Annotated in this window: 22 protein-coding genes, 1 tRNA gene and 1 pseudogene; 14 read left to right on the top strand and 10 right to left on the bottom strand. The window is 24.5% G+C overall.

Annotation, left to right across the window (positions count from 1 at the left end; all coding sequences use genetic code 4):
* Window positions 1-17: 17 nt before the first annotated feature.
* Window positions 18-1,619, bottom strand: coding sequence for a hypothetical protein (locus AAHJ00_RS02010; protein ID WP_342224333.1), 1,602 nt, complete (start codon window positions 1,617-1,619; stop codon window positions 18-20).
* Window positions 1,620-2,106: 487 nt separating this feature from the next.
* Between AAHJ00_RS02010 and AAHJ00_RS02005 the strand changes: the two genes are divergently transcribed.
* The 13 genes and pseudogenes from AAHJ00_RS02005 to AAHJ00_RS01945 all read left to right on the top strand — a co-directional run bounded on the left by AAHJ00_RS02005 (window position 2,107) and on the right by AAHJ00_RS01945 (window position 8,846).
* Entirely contained in the window at window positions 2,107-2,433 is a 327-nt protein-coding gene (locus tag AAHJ00_RS02005; RefSeq protein WP_342224332.1) for a hypothetical protein, read from the top strand.
* 2 nt (window positions 2,434-2,435) lie between these two features.
* Window positions 2,436-2,657 carry a hypothetical protein gene (locus AAHJ00_RS02000; RefSeq protein ID WP_342224331.1) on the top strand — a complete coding sequence of 74 codons (222 nt, stop codon included), beginning with the start codon at window positions 2,436-2,438 and terminating at the stop codon, window positions 2,655-2,657.
* A gap of 164 nt (window positions 2,658-2,821) precedes the next feature.
* Complete coding sequence (locus tag AAHJ00_RS01995) at window positions 2,822-3,052, top strand: hypothetical protein (protein WP_338968394.1); 231 nt, start codon at window positions 2,822-2,824, stop codon at window positions 3,050-3,052.
* A 49-nt stretch (window positions 3,053-3,101) separates the two neighbouring features.
* Window positions 3,102-3,350 (top strand): hypothetical protein, encoded by a 249-nt coding sequence (locus AAHJ00_RS01990; protein ID WP_338968904.1) that lies wholly within the window; start codon window positions 3,102-3,104, stop codon window positions 3,348-3,350.
* A 24-nt stretch (window positions 3,351-3,374) separates the two neighbouring features.
* Window positions 3,375-4,358 (top strand): hypothetical protein, encoded by a 984-nt coding sequence (locus AAHJ00_RS01985; RefSeq protein WP_342224330.1) that lies wholly within the window; start codon window positions 3,375-3,377, stop codon window positions 4,356-4,358.
* 6 nt (window positions 4,359-4,364) lie between these two features.
* Window positions 4,365-4,649, top strand: coding sequence for a hypothetical protein (locus tag AAHJ00_RS01980; protein ID WP_342224329.1), 285 nt, complete (start codon window positions 4,365-4,367; stop codon window positions 4,647-4,649).
* Between the two features lie 2 nt (window positions 4,650-4,651).
* Window positions 4,652-4,900 (top strand): hypothetical protein, encoded by a 249-nt coding sequence (locus AAHJ00_RS01975; RefSeq protein WP_338968622.1) that lies wholly within the window; start codon window positions 4,652-4,654, stop codon window positions 4,898-4,900.
* A 22-nt stretch (window positions 4,901-4,922) separates the two neighbouring features.
* The gene (locus AAHJ00_RS01970) at window positions 4,923-5,315 is read left to right on the top strand and encodes a hypothetical protein (RefSeq protein ID WP_342224328.1); all 393 of its coding nucleotides are present in this window, start codon (window positions 4,923-4,925) and stop codon (window positions 5,313-5,315) included.
* A gap of 274 nt (window positions 5,316-5,589) precedes the next feature.
* Entirely contained in the window at window positions 5,590-6,432 is an 843-nt protein-coding gene (locus tag AAHJ00_RS01965) for an IS30 family transposase (RefSeq protein ID WP_342224327.1), read from the top strand.
* Between the two features lie 364 nt (window positions 6,433-6,796).
* Complete coding sequence (locus AAHJ00_RS01960) at window positions 6,797-6,934, top strand: hypothetical protein (protein ID WP_342224326.1); 138 nt, start codon at window positions 6,797-6,799, stop codon at window positions 6,932-6,934.
* Window positions 6,935-6,938: 4 nt separating this feature from the next.
* Window positions 6,939-7,619 (top strand): annotated as a pseudogene (locus AAHJ00_RS01955) (2-oxo acid dehydrogenase subunit E2).
* Window positions 7,620-7,703: 84 nt separating this feature from the next.
* Window positions 7,704-7,779 (top strand) — tRNA-His (locus AAHJ00_RS01950).
* 116 nt (window positions 7,780-7,895) lie between these two features.
* Window positions 7,896-8,846: an IS30 family transposase gene (locus AAHJ00_RS01945; RefSeq protein WP_342223478.1), complete on the top strand. Its 951-nt coding sequence runs from the start codon at window positions 7,896-7,898 to the stop codon at window positions 8,844-8,846.
* Here AAHJ00_RS01945 and AAHJ00_RS07890 read toward each other — a convergent pair.
* The 5 genes from AAHJ00_RS07890 to AAHJ00_RS01925 form a co-directional block, all read right to left on the bottom strand.
* Window positions 8,843-8,956 carry a hypothetical protein gene (locus AAHJ00_RS07890; protein WP_425288880.1) on the bottom strand — a complete coding sequence of 38 codons (114 nt, stop codon included), beginning with the start codon at window positions 8,954-8,956 and terminating at the stop codon, window positions 8,843-8,845. The two genes, AAHJ00_RS01945 and AAHJ00_RS07890, sit on opposite strands and share 4 nt — an antisense overlap.
* Entirely contained in the window at window positions 8,941-9,393 is a 453-nt protein-coding gene (locus AAHJ00_RS01940; RefSeq protein WP_342223479.1) for a transposase family protein, read from the bottom strand. Before AAHJ00_RS01940 ends, AAHJ00_RS07890 begins: the two co-directional genes overlap by 16 nt.
* Window positions 9,394-9,415: 22 nt before the next feature.
* Window positions 9,416-9,703, bottom strand: coding sequence for a hypothetical protein (locus tag AAHJ00_RS01935; RefSeq protein ID WP_342224325.1), 288 nt, complete (start codon window positions 9,701-9,703; stop codon window positions 9,416-9,418).
* A gap of 360 nt (window positions 9,704-10,063) precedes the next feature.
* A protein-coding gene (locus AAHJ00_RS01930; RefSeq protein ID WP_342223477.1) for an IS5 family transposase occupies window positions 10,064-10,887 on the bottom strand; the annotation gives its coding sequence in 2 pieces (ribosomal slippage) (window positions 10,064-10,491 and window positions 10,491-10,887; 825 coding nt in all).
* A gap of 22 nt (window positions 10,888-10,909) precedes the next feature.
* Entirely contained in the window at window positions 10,910-11,305 is a 396-nt protein-coding gene (locus AAHJ00_RS01925) for a helix-turn-helix domain-containing protein (RefSeq protein ID WP_342224324.1), read from the bottom strand.
* Between the two features lie 57 nt (window positions 11,306-11,362).
* Between AAHJ00_RS01925 and AAHJ00_RS01920 the strand changes: the two genes are divergently transcribed.
* Window positions 11,363-11,551 (top strand): hypothetical protein, encoded by a 189-nt coding sequence (locus tag AAHJ00_RS01920; protein ID WP_342224323.1) that lies wholly within the window; start codon window positions 11,363-11,365, stop codon window positions 11,549-11,551.
* A gap of 6 nt (window positions 11,552-11,557) precedes the next feature.
* Here AAHJ00_RS01920 and efp read toward each other — a convergent pair whose 3' ends face one another.
* From efp to dnaG, 4 genes are read right to left on the bottom strand one after another with little or no spacing between them, the layout of a single operon-like run.
* On the bottom strand, window positions 11,558-12,115 hold the full coding sequence (efp, locus tag AAHJ00_RS01915; protein ID WP_342224322.1) for an elongation factor P: 558 nt from the start codon (window positions 12,113-12,115) through the stop codon (window positions 11,558-11,560).
* 2 nt (window positions 12,116-12,117) lie between these two features.
* Window positions 12,118-12,795 carry a class I SAM-dependent methyltransferase gene (locus AAHJ00_RS01910; protein ID WP_342224321.1) on the bottom strand — a complete coding sequence of 226 codons (678 nt, stop codon included), beginning with the start codon at window positions 12,793-12,795 and terminating at the stop codon, window positions 12,118-12,120.
* A 2-nt stretch (window positions 12,796-12,797) separates the two neighbouring features.
* A complete protein-coding gene (locus AAHJ00_RS01905; protein ID WP_342224320.1) occupies window positions 12,798-14,156 on the bottom strand; it encodes a sigma-70 family RNA polymerase sigma factor in 1,359 nt (452 codons plus the stop codon).
* Window positions 14,129-15,940, bottom strand: a complete 1,812-nt coding sequence (gene dnaG / locus AAHJ00_RS01900) for a DNA primase (protein ID WP_342224319.1) — start codon at window positions 15,938-15,940, stop codon at window positions 14,129-14,131. The genes AAHJ00_RS01905 and dnaG overlap by 28 nt, the downstream gene beginning before the upstream one ends.
* Window position 15,941 lies beyond the last annotated feature (1 nt).

Genomic DNA, 15,941 nt, shown 5'->3' with positions numbered 1-15,941 from the left:
TTACTATATAGTATTTTTTATTTCAAATAATTTGTAATTATTTTAATAAGTAATGCAAGAAGTCTATTATATAAATTTTTCTTTTGTTCCATTTGTTTATACATTAATTCTAAATCTAATTTTATTTTATTAGAAGTTTCTTTAAGATGTTGATTTTCTTGAATTAAAAATGTAATTTCATCGATAAAATTTAAAATAATTAATTTAGTTTCTCCTTCTCAATAAAAATCATTTTCATTTGCTATAATTTTTACTTGAAATTGACCTAAATTTTGTTGTTTATTAGATATATCATTTTCATTCATATCAAGAAACTTAATGTTTGGATTAACTAATTTAAATTTATTAAATATTTCAGAATCTAAAATAATTTCAGTTAAATCTTTATATGTTTTATTTTCATCTATAATTAAATCTTTTAAATATAAATTAACAATATTTTCTAAATTATTCTTTGAATATAAAATATATGTTCCATTATCAGTAGCAAAATAAATATTATTCTTATTATCAATTAAAATATTAGTAATTTTCTCATCTATATTATTAATTTTTTGTAATTTTGTTTCTTCATTTTTCAATACATATAAACCATTATTAGTTCCAATATAAATATTGTTATTATTATCTATATTAATTAAATTTACATTACTATTTATATCATCTATTTTGCTTACGGTTGATTCCCGATCTTTTAATACATATAAACCATCATTTGTAGCAATATATAAATTATCTTGATTATTAATCATATAATTAATATTTCTATTTGTTTCAAATATTTTTCCTCCTGATGCGGATAGTATCTTTAAAAAATATATTTGATTTAATGTAGTAAAATAAAGATCATTATTTTTATCTATTGATATTAAATCAACAGGACCTCTTTCTATTCCAGAAGTGCACATAAGAGCTGTTTCTCCTTTAAAAGAATAAGGTTTTAATGTTGCATAAACTCCTGTATTAGTTGCAATAAATATAGCGTCATTATCCATTTTATTAATTAAAATATTATTAATATTACTTGTAATATTAGTTAATTGTTTTAAATATTCTGAATAATTTTCCGATGAAGAAACACCCATACTTATTCCTTTAATAAATTCTGCTTTTATTTCACCATTTTTTAATACAAAAGCACCACTATCAGTAGCAAAATATATATTATCCTTACTATCAATTGTTAAGGATTTAACATTATTTTCTATTCCTTCAATTTTTACTACTGTATTATTTCTATTATCCTTTTTTAGAACATAGGCACCACTATCAGTAGCAAAATATATATTATCCTTACTATCAATTGTTAAGGATTTAACATTATTTTCTATTCCTTCAATTTTTACTACTGTATTATTTCTATTATCATTTTTTAGAATATAGGCACCACTATCAGTAGCAAAATATATATTATTTTTACTATCATTAGTAATATAGTTAGTATTATTTATTTCGTTAATTTTTTTTAAATTATTTGTTTGTAAATAATTAATTTCACTATTTATTAATTTTGTATCTTGTTTTTGCGTTGGAGTTGGATGAGGACTCATAGCAATTACAGTTGGCATTGTGCTTCCCACTACTGCTATTGTTCCTATTAATCCTAGTAATTTTTTCATATTAATTAAATTCCTTTCGTGAATTTTTACTAATTAATAAAATTTATAACACCTTTTCCTTTCTCCAAAAATTAATCTACAGTCTTTTTACCTTGGAATTTAATTGTAAACTATTTTTGAAAATTTCTCGCATTATTTTATAATTTTTCGTCCCTTTTTAAAAAAACTGCTTGTGCTTGTCATAAGTCTGTGGTATATTACATACTTTTGATAATGTTGTGTAAAGCACACACTTATGTTAGTTTTACACAAAATCAATAAATAAATATGAGCTCATTTATTTATTGCAAGAAATATAAGGTTAAATTAACACTTATTATTTTTAATTATGTCTTATATTTTTTTGCACCAATGAAATCAAACTAAGTTAATTAGTAAACGAAGTTTACTAACAAAAATTGTTAAACATTCAAATCTCCGATATATGAATGTTTAAAAAACTTAGTTAAATAACTTAGTTTATAACAAATAAGAAAGGTAATTTACTATGAAAAACATTGAAAACATTTTCTTAAATACTAAAAAATATCTCTTAAAAGAAACGCAAAACGCAATTTTAATCAAGGCACCAAAAATTCCGTGATTTAATAAACAAATCGGTATTTGGTTTCCAAAACGATTTGTTTATAAAGGAAAATATGAAAATTCAATTTGCATCGGAATAATCAAGAATAATGAATACCAAGTAATTTCAATTAATCAACCAGAACAAGAAACCAAGTTAATTAAAGGACAAGAATTATTAAGTTTCTTCATTGCCGAAAAAGAAAACAATAAAAAAGATACAAATTATAACTATTTTAAAGGAGTTTAAAAATGAATATTACAATTGGACTAATATTTATAATCATTTGCATAATGTTACTGGCATATTTTGCTTATAAAATTTATGCCAAAATAAAAATACGAATTAAATACAAAAATGCTATTAAAAATAATACTGGTAATTTTACAAAAGACGAAAAAGTATTTATTGCTCGCTTTGAAGAATGAGTTAAAGCTCATAATTCAAAAGAAAATATCGAGGATAAAAAATAATGTTTTGAGAAATTATTATGGAGTTCTTAAAACTGTTTGTTCCGATAGAAAAAATGCCTACACAAGTTGCGTTTATTGCCGGATTAATTATTATCATTACTTTTCTTTTCGCATTAATCTCAATTATGTATTTACCAATAAAAATGATTTTTGGGAGATAAATAATGACAATAAATTTAAAAGAATTTAATTGAGAACAAATTAAACAAACTTTCTGAGATTTATTTATTCAAATTACAACTATCCCGGCTCATGTTACCGGTGGTAAAGAAATTAAATTAATAGAAGCACCACTTTGACTTTTAATAGCAAACATTGCTTTTTGATTCTTGACAGCAATTATGGTGTGATTTATTCTCATGCTACTTTGAAAAACAATATCAGTATTTAGATAGAAGCGAAATTAATGTCAAGAAGTTATATTAAAAGAAAGGGGGTGATTATATGATTGGAACTTTCTTAGTGGGAGAAACACCAGTAACAGTAGAAAAAATAACAGCTAGTGACGCAATGACTAAATTATGAAATGCGATCATAACAGCGTTTACTAAAATGTGAGAAATTATTGCTGTTAATATGCCACAAGTTGGTAACTTCTTTGCTGACTATTGAATATTCATTTTTCCATTTATTTTGGCAATATTCTTTATTTGCTTTAAAATGTTTGAAAAACTACTTGGAGCAGTACGCTAATAAAAAAATAAAGTGAGGTGCAAGATGAAATTTTGCAAATGAATAATAGAAAAAAATAACCATTTTATTGAACTAAATCGCACCTCATTTTTAATTTTATGACATTGGGGAGCAATTTGATATATTTACAACGGTTATTTTAAAAACATTGTGAGCTATTTATTTTTAGCAGGTTGTATTTTAATTTTCCTTTTTAAAATTAGTAATTTAACACAAATTAACAAAGTTATTAATTTCTTAAAAAACTCACCATTAAATATTGTTATTGGTTCATTAGGAACTGGAAAGACTGCCTTTCTAGTATACGCATCAAAATTACTAAAAAAGAAAAAATATCATATCGCCTCAACATTTCCATTACTAGAAACCCAAAAATTAAGTTTAGGTCATATGGGATTGTTAGACTTTGATTATCCGGTATTGCCAGACAAAACCTTACTTTTGTGAGATGAAACCAATTTATTTTTAGAAGGAACTGATTGAGAAAAAAATAATACCAAAAACGAAGAAACCGGTATTCAAGAATATTTCGCTCTAGCACGACATTTTGGTCATATTGTGTTGGCTAGCGGTCAAAGAGATAAACATATTTGAGTTAAAGTTCGTGATATTGCCAACAATGTGATTGTGGGAATTCGCAAAAAACCCGTTAATATTTTTCGCCCCTATTTAAAAGTCATCTATGGTACCTTTACGAGCATTGAAGAATATGAACGCTGACGAAACACATTAATTGATGCAAAAAATAATAAAAAGGGTCGTCGCATTAAATATCGTGATATTCCTGAACTTGATATTTATTTTTTTAAACTAAAAATTCCGCTACCAATATTAAACACTTACAATTCTTTTTACCTAGCGTTTTTAAGAGATTACTTAAATGCAAAAGTAAATCCTGATTATGAAGACAAATACTATACTGACACCGCAATTGATTTAGAAGACTTAGAATACTTAAAAATGGATAAATTTAGCAAATTTTTAAGAAAAATGAAAGAAAAGGAATAATGAAAAATGGCAAATCTCGCAAAAATGGCCGACTTTCTCGCTCAAATGCTTTATAAAGTTTTTGACTTAATTTGAAGTTTAGAAGTACCAGGAACAAATATTCAACTAATATTTCCTTTATTCTTAACACTGGCTGTAGAATTTCTTATGGCAATTATTCTTGGATTTGGTAGTCAACAAGTTAATTTAGAAAAACAACGCCAATATGCGGTTAAAAATAAAGGTCGTTTAAGTGCGTGAGGAAAAACTAAAAAACAAATAAAACCAATAAAAACAAAACAAGGTAACTAACAATGTTTAAACTAATTATTATTTTTATCTTAATAACCGTTCTTGGATTATTAGCTGGTAGTCATTTTGAAACTTTAACAAACTATATTAGTGAAGGGCTTGCTAATTTCCAAAAGTTTATTACTAGCAATTTAACAATTTTAGAACTATTTAAACCAATGGCTCGGACATTTTCACAGCATCCAATCTTTACCATTCTTGGGGTTACTTGTGTACTTGTTGCTTTATTTATTGTGATTAAAGGACGATAAAAAATATGAAAGGAAAATTAAAATGAAAAAACTTTTAGGAAAATTATTTAAAAAAGATAATTCAAAAGAAAAAATGGCATTAAAATTAAGAATTAAAAATTGATTTAAAAATCATTGGTTAAAAATAGTATTAAGTATCATTTTCATCTTTATAAGCTTATTAATTTGTGCATTAACAGCAAGCGATACTAAATGAATAACTGGAACAAGTAATGAATTTAATAATTTTATGAATAAAGAAATGGTTGATTTCTTTGGCAAATTTAATAGTGGTATTATGTTAGCGGGAATATTTGTTTTTTGATGGGGTGGAACAATATATTTTGCAATTAAATTTGAAAAATTAATCCGCTTAATTATTCAAAAAATTAAAGCAAAAAGAGTCTTAAAAAATGAAATCAAACAAGCTCATTAATTCTTTTAAAAAATATTGATGAATAATACTTAATTACATTATATTCATATCTTTAAGTATAGTTTTATTGTTACAAACAGATATTGAAAATTTGCAACAATTTATTAAAAATTTTGGAGCAATTGGTAAGTTAATGATTATAGGTTATTCCTTAGTATGAGTAACCATAACAGAAATAGTAAACTGTTTAATTATTTTTATATTAGACTTCTTGCATAACCTAGTTAATTGTTATCAAAATTATTTTAGATTTTAGAAAAATGTTTATTTTAAAGTGGTTAAATTTAAAATTTTTATTATTTTAATAGGTTATGCAAGAAGTCTATTAATTGCACAAAATAAAGCAGAAAACAGAAAACAATCACATGTTTATTTTCATAAGTTTAAAAATAGAGAATTAGTAAAATATGTACAACAAAAATTACTATTAGGTTGATCGCCTGAACAAATTTATGGCAGAATTAAAAATTTTCATAAAGAATGAATTATTAGTTTTAAAACAATTTACAATTGAATTTATTCTGGATTACTTGAAAAAGTTACTAATAAAAATTTAAGAAGAAAAGGTAAGAAACGAAAATCTCAAGAAAATCGCGGTAAATTTAATGGTAAATCAATTAAAGAACGAAATATTAATGTTAATAATCGTATAACTGTTGGTCATTGAGAAGGTGATACTGTAGTATCATCACGAGGTAAAAGTAAATCATGTTTAATAACTTTAGTTGAAAGAACATCAAGATTTACTTTAGCAATGTTAGTTGAAAATAGAACTACTAAAGTTGTTAACGAAAACATTAGCCATTATTTATCAATTCTTCCAAATAATCTTGTTAAGACTATAACATTTGATAGGGGTAAAGAATTTTCTAATTGACAACAACTTGAAAAAAATTTAAATGTGAAAATTTATTTTGCTAATGCGTATTCGCCTTGACAAAGAGGTACTAATGAAAATACTAATGGTTTAATTAGAGAAAAATTTCCTAAAAAATTTAATTTTTCAAATACTACTAAAAATGCAGTTCATAAATTTATATTGTCTTTAAACCAAAGACCAAGAAAAATACTAAATTATCTTTCACCAATCGAATATTTGGTTAGAAAAATAATTTAGTTGCACTTAACTTTACAATTTGGCTAAATTGAAGAAATTAATAAAATAATTTCTGAAGCAACAGATGATAAACTAGAAACTATAAAAACTATTAAAAGTCAATATCAACCATTAGGATATCAAGAAAAGAATACTGAACAAGACAAAGTTATTGTTTCTAAGTCAGAAGTAAATTTAAAAGAATTAATTGATGAAGTAACTGATGAAAATATAAATACTCAACAAAGTAATCAAGGAACAAATAATATGTTGGAAAATTCAAGTCATCAATATGTACCTAATTATTTTCACCAACGAATATTTATTCCACCAAAATATGTTCCAATTATTAATCCGCAATTAATGGCTTCTTATCATACTGAATATGCAACAATCTTTTAATTCGTTATCTCAAGAACAGTTAGAAAATAATTTAAGAGATGAAAATTTAACTAATGATAATGTTGTTAACATTGATATTAATCATTCTGATGAACAAAAGAGTGGTCATTTAGAAACTTAGAAAAATGCTTTCAAAAGTAAGAAATAGTGCTGTGGAAGCATTGATATTAAGTAATAAATATATTCTTCATTTAACATTAAATTGTGAAGTTGATATGAATAATGTTATTATTCTTTGTGAAAGGATGTCTTTGCATAGTAATAATAGTAAGACTCGTTTGAATTCCATGGTATTTATAATTAAAGCAATATCTTTAAGTTTAGAATAGCATCCAAAACTTAATGCTAGTTATGATGCCAATACTAATGAATTAGTTATTAAAAGATATCATAATATTGCTATTGCTCGACAATATGTTGATGGTTTACAAACTCCAGTTATTAGGTTAGTTGATAAGTTATCAATAGCACAATTAGCAATTGATATGGAACAATCTAATCAAAGAATTCGGGCAAGGAAAACAAATGATCTTGAATTTGTTGGTAGTACAATTACTATTACTAATTTTGGAATGGTTGGCGCAAATTCAGGTATTTCACCAATTTTTTATTCTAATGTTGCGGTTATGGGGATTGATAAGATTTTAAGAAAACCCGTTGTTTATGGTCAAAGTGTGACTATTAGACATATGATGAATATAACATTAACGGTTGATCAACGAGCTATTGATATTTATGATGCCGGACAATTTTTAGAAACTTTAAAAAATAATTTAGAAAAACCATATATTTTATCACTAAGTTAATCTTAGCGATTTTTTTATGAATAAGTTTACATTCTTTTAAAATAGTTATATAATTTTATCGGTTAGTAAAAACCATTATATATGGCGACTGTGGCGTAATGGTTATCGCATTGGTTTGTGGAACCAACATTCGTGGGTTCAATTCCCATCAGTCGCCCCATTTTTTATTGCTGAATTATACTTGTAAGTGCAAGTAAATAAAATTGCAAAAAATCTCATATAAAAATTTCATGATGCTAAGTTTATTTTAGAAAAAACAAAGCAAGGAGTTTTTATATGGGTTACAAACATCTTGGCATATATGAAAGAATTTATATTGAGAATCAATTGAAGTTTAAAGTAAAAATTAGTGAAATAGCTAAAAATCTTAATCGAAGTATTAGTACTATTATTCGAGAAGTCAATAGAAATAAAGATAGTAATCATTATTTTTCATTAATTGCACAAAATAAAGCAGAAAACAGAAAACAATCACATGTTTATTTTCATAAGTTTAAAAATAGAGAATTAGTAAAATATGTACAACAAAAATTACTATTAGGTTGATCGCCTGAACAAATTTATGGCAGAATTAAAAATTTTCATAAAGAATGAATTATTAGTTTTAAAACAATTTACAATTGAATTTATTCTGGATTACTTGAAAAAGTTACTAATAAAAATTTAAGAAGAAAAGGTAAGAAACGAAAATCTCAAGAAAATCGCGGTAAATTTAATGGTAAATCAATTAAAGAACGAAATATTAATGTTAATAATCGTATAACTGTTGGTCATTGAGAAGGTGATACTGTAGTATCATCACGAGGTAAAAGTAAATCATGTTTAATAACTTTAGTTGAAAGAACATCAAGATTTACTTTAGCAATGTTAGTTGAAAATAGAACTACTAAAGTTGTTAACGAAAACATTAGCCATTATTTATCAATTCTTCCAAATAATCTTGTTAAGACTATAACATTTGATAGGGGTAAAGAATTTTCTAATTGACAACAACTTGAAAAAAATTTAAATGTGAAAATTTATTTTGCTAATGCGTATTCGCCTTGACAAAGAGGTACTAATGAAAATACTAATGGTTTAATTAGAGAAAAATTTCCTAAAAAATTTAATTTTTCAAATACTACTAAAAATGCAGTTCATAAATTTATATTGTCTTTAAACCAAAGACCAAGAAAAATACTAAATTATCTTTCACCAATCGAATATTTGGTTAGAAAAATAATTTAGTTGCACTTAACTTTACAATTTGGCAAACAAAAATCATGCTTTTTACCGAGAGAAAAATTTGTTGCAATAATTATTTTGCTTTCTTTTTCAATAATTACTTGTGTTTTAATAGTGTGTTTTTTCTTTTTTCCTGAATAAGATTGTTTTTGTCTTTTTTTGGGCGTTGAATGGGTGTTTCTGTAGCATCAATAATAATTGTTTTATCATTAAAATAATCATTTATTAATGCTTTTTTACCAGCAAGTTGTTGAAAATCAGGATGTTTGATTAAAATATCTTCAATTCACTTGATATTTCGATAACAACTAGCTTCACTAATATCAAAACTTTTACCAAGATGAAAATAAGTACGATATTCTCGTCAATATGATAAAGTCATCAATAATCTATTTTCTAATGATAATTTATTATTTTTACCACCTCTTTTAAACTTTTTTAACTCAGCTTCTTTTAAAATATTTAACATTTTATTAAAAGTACTTTGCTTTATTCCAGTTAATCGTAATAATTCTTTATCATTAATAAAATTAAATTTATCAAATTTCATAATCTTAAATTCCTTATAATTTCTATTTTAAATATATTTTATAGGAATTTTGTTTAATAAATAAGTAATGCAAGAAGTCTATTATATTAGTTTCATATTCAGATGATTTACCTTCTCTATTTCTGTTAGGGTTAAGGGGCACTTTAAGATTTTCAGTAGTTATAAAACCATCCAAATATAAATTACTACTATTTAAAACAACTTCAATTTCACTTCTAGTAACTGTTCGTCTTTTATTTCTAGATTCTTGTTTAACATTAATTTCTATTTCATGTTTTCCAACCTTTTGTGCGGGATTATGAGGAACCAAAATTTCTTTTTCTTCAATTGTTTTTAAGGGGATTATTTTCGGAATAATATCATCTTTATTGAGATTATTTTTTTCTAATTTAAATATTTTTTTCTTCGTTGTTGGATGTTCTGTTTCGTGTGTAATATTTTCAGTTTCTTGAAAATAATTAATACTTTCTCTTAAAAAATTCTTATATTTAGACTTCTTGCATTACTTATTAAAATAATTACAAATTATTTGTAAATAAAAAATACTATATAGTAATTTCTAACTTTTATTAGGTTAATACTTATGGATTTTATTAAATGTGTAAATTTTGACACAACAAAAAATTATTTTATTATTTAAATTTAATTTTAAATAAATATTTTATGTTATCTATAATTGCAAATTATAAATTGAAGCAATTAAATTAAATCTTAAACTAAATCGTTTTCTACGATTACGATATTTTTCAGTAATAATTTTAAATTTTTTAAGAATAGCAAAAATATTTTCAATAATAATTCTCATTTTTGAAATTAATTTATTATTATGTTTTTGTTCTTTATTTAAAGGGTTTTTCTTTGTTTTTTTCTTAGGTATTAGAACATTACTATGAATTTTTTGTATTCCTTGATAACCATTATCAACTATTAATTTAGTATTTTTTAAAATTGGGATTTTTGATTCTTTAAATAAACAAAAATCATGCTTTTTACCGAGAGAAAAATTTGTTGCAATAATTATTTTGCTTTCTTTTTCAATAATTACTTGTGTTTTAATAGTGTGTTTTTTCTTTTTTCCTGAATAAGATTGTTTTTGTCTTTTTTTGGGCGTTGAATGGGTGTTTCTGTAGCATCAATAATAATTGTTTTATCATTAAAATAATCATTTATTAATGCTTTTTTACCAGCAAGTTGTTGAAAATCAGGATGTTTGATTAAAATATCTTCAATTCACTTGATATTTCGATAACAACTAGCTTCACTAATATCAAAACTTTTACCAAGATGAAAATAAGTACGATATTCTCGTCAATATGATAAAGTCATCAATAATCTATTTTCTAATGATAATTTATTATTTTTACCACCTCTTTTAAACTTTTTTAACTCAGCTTCTTTTAAAATATTTAACATTTTATTAAAAGTACTTTGCTTTATTCCAGTTAATCGTAATAATTCTTTATCATTAATAAAATTAAATTTATCAAATTTCATAATCTTAAATTCCTTATAATTTCTATTTTAAATATATTTTATAGGAATTTTGTTTAATAAATAAGTAATGCAAGAAGTCTATTGTTTTAAAACTAATAATTCATTCTTTATGAAAATTTTTAATTCTGCCATAAATTTGTTCAGGCGATCAACCTAATAGTAATTTTTGTTGTACATATTTTACTAATTCTCTATTTTTAAACTTATGAAAATAAACATGTGATTGTTTTCTGTTTTCTGCTTTATTTTGTGCAATTAATGAAAAATAATGATTACTATCTTTATTTCTATTGACTTCTCGAATAATAGTACTAATACTTCGATTAAGATTTTTAGCTATTTCACTAATTTTTACTTTAAACTTCAATTGATTCTCAATATAAATTCTTTCATATATGCCAAGATGTTTGTAACCCATATAAAAACTCCTTGCTTTGTTTTTTCTAAAATAAACTTAGCATCATGAAATTTTTATATGAGATTTTTTGCAATTTTATTTACTTGCACTTACAAGTATAATTCAGCATTAATAAAAGCATTAGTATTTAATAACCCATCAATAATTGCTTTTCCCATATTACCAGCACCTAAAAATCCAACTTTCATTTTAATTAACTCCTTTAATGTTTGTAATAATTATGACATAAAAAAAATAACCTTTTAGGTTATTTTAGGCTCGTTGTTGATATTTACCATCAACTGTGGAAACAACAATATAATCATCAGTATTAATAAATAATGGTACTTGTAATGCTAATCCAGTTTCAGCAACTGCTCTTTTGCTTGGCGAAGAACTACTATCACCTTTAACTGCTTGTTCAGCTTCAATAATTTTTAAAGTTATTTTATCTGGTAACGAAATGGTTAAAATTTCATTATCATATTGTAATACTTGAACTGGTAAACTAGAAGTTAAAAACTTTAATTCTCATTCCATTTTTATTTTATTAATTTCAACTTGTTCATAACTTTCATCATCCATAAAAATTAAGTTATTGCCATCACTATATAAATATTGCATCACGCGTTTATCAAGATGCGCCCGTTCAACTTTATCCCCACTAGTAAAAGTTAAATTAATAATTGCATTGCTTCGCAAATTTTTAACTTTAGCTTTAACATTTGCTTGACCTCTTCCAGCTTGAGCACGACCAGTATCTAAAACTAAAAATAAGTTACCACTATGTTTAAAAGTCATGCCATTGCGTAAATCATTAACATTAATCATTTTTATTTCTCCTTTTGCTTTTGCAATTTATTTCTAATTAACAAAACTTGTAAATTTATTGTGGCATTAATTTGATTCAGGGTTAATTTATTGATAATATTTTCATAATGAAAAAGTTTATCGGTTCACATTTTCTTAAATAATAACTCATATTTATTTTCTAAATTTAGTCCAAACATAATTTGTTCATCACTAACAATTAAACAACCGTGCGTTTTATTAATAACAATAATCTCATAAATAAAATTATTATCTTTAATTAATAATTCGTCTTCAATAAAATAATTGTGGTCTTGCACTCACTTACGAATTTTAGACATTTCATTATTTGTTTGAATTATATAACGATTAATTGATTTATAATCATTAGTTAAAATATTAACAATTGTCTTGGCACCTAATCCAACAATAATAACACAATTAATGTTATTACTAGCACTAATTCATTTAATGCCATCTCCTAAAATTGGAAAAATATTATTTTGTAATTGATTTTGAATAATATTTTTCTGAGCTTGAGCTAACGCTTTAGGATTAATATCACTAACAAAAATATTATTCATTCCTTTTTTCTTTACTAAATAAATAGCAACTAAACCGTGGTCACAAGCAATATCAGCAACAATATCATTCGGCTTAACTAAATTAGCAATTGTTGTTAAACGATGCGATAGTTTCATTATTAACCTTTATAAAAATCTTTCAAAACTCTTGATTTTGAAGGACTTCTTAGTTTGCGACAAGCTTTAGCTTCAATTTGCCGAATTCTTTCTCTGGTAACACCAAATTCACTACCAACTTCTTCTAATGTTTTTGGTGAATCATACTTAATTAAATGTTTATCAATAACATAATCATTTAAATTAATTACTTTTTCAATTGGAGTATCAAACTTAAAATCTAAATTCATTATTTCACTAATTAATTCATCTTTTTCGCTTCCCTCTTCTGCTAAATCAACTAGCGGTCTAACTTTAGTTGGTAATAATCCAAAACGCATCCGAATAACCTTTTCTTCGCGTTTATTTAAGATTTCTTCAAAATCCTTATCTAATTGTTCTCGTAATGATTCTCGTTCGGCATAATCATCTGGTGAAAAAATATCTTTATCTTCAACAAAATCAGCAAAGTGCGTATCATCTTCTTCACCAATTGGTTTTTCTAAAGAAACTGGTTCCATTGATAATCGTTTAATTTCACGAACTTTTTCAGGACTCATTCCCAAACCAATTTTTTCTGCAACTTCACTGTGGGTTGGTTCACGACCTAATTCTTGAGTTAATTGGCGTTCAATTCTTGTTAATTTATTAATAGTTTCCACCATATGAACCGGTATTCTAATCGTTCTTGCTTGATCAGCAATTGCTCTTGTAATTGCTTGACGAATTCATCAAGTTGCATAAGTAGAAAATTTAAATCCCCGACGATAATCAAAACGATCAACTGCTTTCATTAAACCAATATTTCCTTCTTCAATTAAATCTGAAAAATCTAAACCACGATTAGTATGCCTTCTAGCTACTGAAACAACTAACTTTAAGTTAGAAATAATTAACTTATTTCGTCCATATTGTTTAATTTCAAGATCAGGTGAATCTAACATTCTTGCATATTTTACTTCTTCTTCTTTAGTTAAAATTTTACTTGAACCTAAACGATTAAAGTAGGCTTTAATAATGTCATGAATTTTAGTTTCATTAGAAATACTTGGACCATTATTTTTAAAGTTAATAACAATATCATTATCTTCATCAAAAATAGCGCTTTCTTTAACAACATCATCATATTCATCAAAATCAGAATGTTCTAAATCAATATCAACTTCATCTTCAATTTCATCAACTAAATCGGTTCAAATAATACCATCACTTTGTAATTCATTAATAAAAGATTCTAAGAGTCCATCTTCAATATCTAACATTTCAAATGCTTTTAAAACCTCTTCTTGACTAATATGATTATCATTCTTTTTAATCTTTTTTAATAACTCATACTTAATCTCATCAAAAGTTTTTAATTTTTTAAATATTCTTTTTTGCATCTATTGACCACTCTTTTCTGTTTTAATATTTTTTTTGACAAACTAATAATTTTTTGTCCAATTGCTATTTTTTCATTAACATTATTAGTTGCTAATCATTTTTTTGCTCATTTATCTTTTTCTAATTTAATTAAGTAATTATAAATAGTTTCTTGACAATCATTAATTAACCTAGGGCGATAAATAAATTCTTGTTTACTATAAAGGTTATAAATCATTTCTAACGACTTTTTTACTTCTTCTTGCTGAAATGATTTTAGAAAATCTTCATAATTTACTTTTACTGCTTGCGGATTTTTATCATATCAACTAATAATTTCTGATAATAAAACTTTTTTAATGGGATCAATTAAGGAAAAATTATTTAATTCGCTATTAGTTAATGTTTCTTTTGTATAAAGTAACGAAAATATAATAATATTTTCCGATTTTTCAATCGGATTTAAATATAAATTCTTATTAGCCCCAGCATTTTTAGGATTTATTTTATCAGTAGTTACTATTGTTTGCTCAGCAAACAATGTTTGTTCAAGGATTTTTTTATTCAAATTAGTTAATGTTTCCAATTTATTTAAATAAAAGTTTACTTCAACAGCACTATGTAATAACTGAAAAAATGGAGTAACTTTTTTTAAAAGTTCAGTCACATTATCAATTTTTTTTAAATCTAAATTATTTTCAAAATAATTTAAAACAAAGTCTAAAGGATGAATACTATTTTTAATTAAAGCACGAACTGCTACTGCACCTTCTTTTTTAATTAAATCATCAGGATCCAATGTTGTTGGATTGTTTACTACTTTAACATTAAATTTGTGATACCATAATTCACTAATCATTTTAAACGCAGCTATAATTCCAGCATCATCACCATCCAAAAATAAAATAATTTCATTAGTAACCTTTTTTAATATTGAACAATGTTGTGCACTTAAACTTGTTCCCATAATAGCAATGGCATTGTTAATACCAATTTTGCTTAAAGAAATAATATCCATAAATCCTTCACAAATTAATAAATACTTATCTTGATGCAAATGATTTTTTGCAAAACTTAAGTTATACAATAATTGATTTTTTTTAAAAATATTAGTTTCTAAGGTATTCATATATTTTGGTTGTTGATTTTCCAAATATGAACGGCTCGAAAAACCAATGATATTATGTTCTATATCACGAATCGGAAACATAATCCTATTTCTAAAATAATCATTAAAATGATTATTTTGATAAACAACTAAACCAGAAATAACTAATTCACTAGGTTTATAACCTTTTTGTTGTAAATATGCTACTAGTCCATCTTCGCTAGGTGCTAATCCAATACTAAATTGTTCTCTTAATTTATTATCAATATTTCGCTGTTCTAAATATTTTTTTGCTTGAATACCAATTTTTCCATCTAAATGATACATAAAGTATTCACAAGCTAAAGCATTAATCGCAAATATTTTCAAAGTTTCATTATCATATTTATTTTTTGTTCATTGCTCTAATTCTTGTAAATCAATATTTACAAGTGCTGCTACTTCTTTTAAAGCTTCTAAAAACGAAATTTTTTTATATTTTTGCAAAAAGGTAAAGACATTCCCAGAAGTTTGACAAGAAAAACACCGATAAATTTGTTTTTCAGGAGAAACACTCATTGAAGGCGCATTGTCTTCGTGAAAAGGACAAACTGTTCAATAGTTACGACCTTTTTTTTGCAATTTTAAATATTGACCAATAATTTCAGTAATATTAGTTCTCGTTCTAATGAGAGAAATTTTTTTAGGATTAACCATA

Source organism: Spiroplasma endosymbiont of Asaphidion curtum (assembly GCF_964031085.1).
GTDB lineage: Bacteria > Bacillota_I > Bacilli_A > Mycoplasmatales > Nriv7 > Nriv7.
This window is presented reverse-complemented; position numbering and strand designations above follow the sequence as displayed.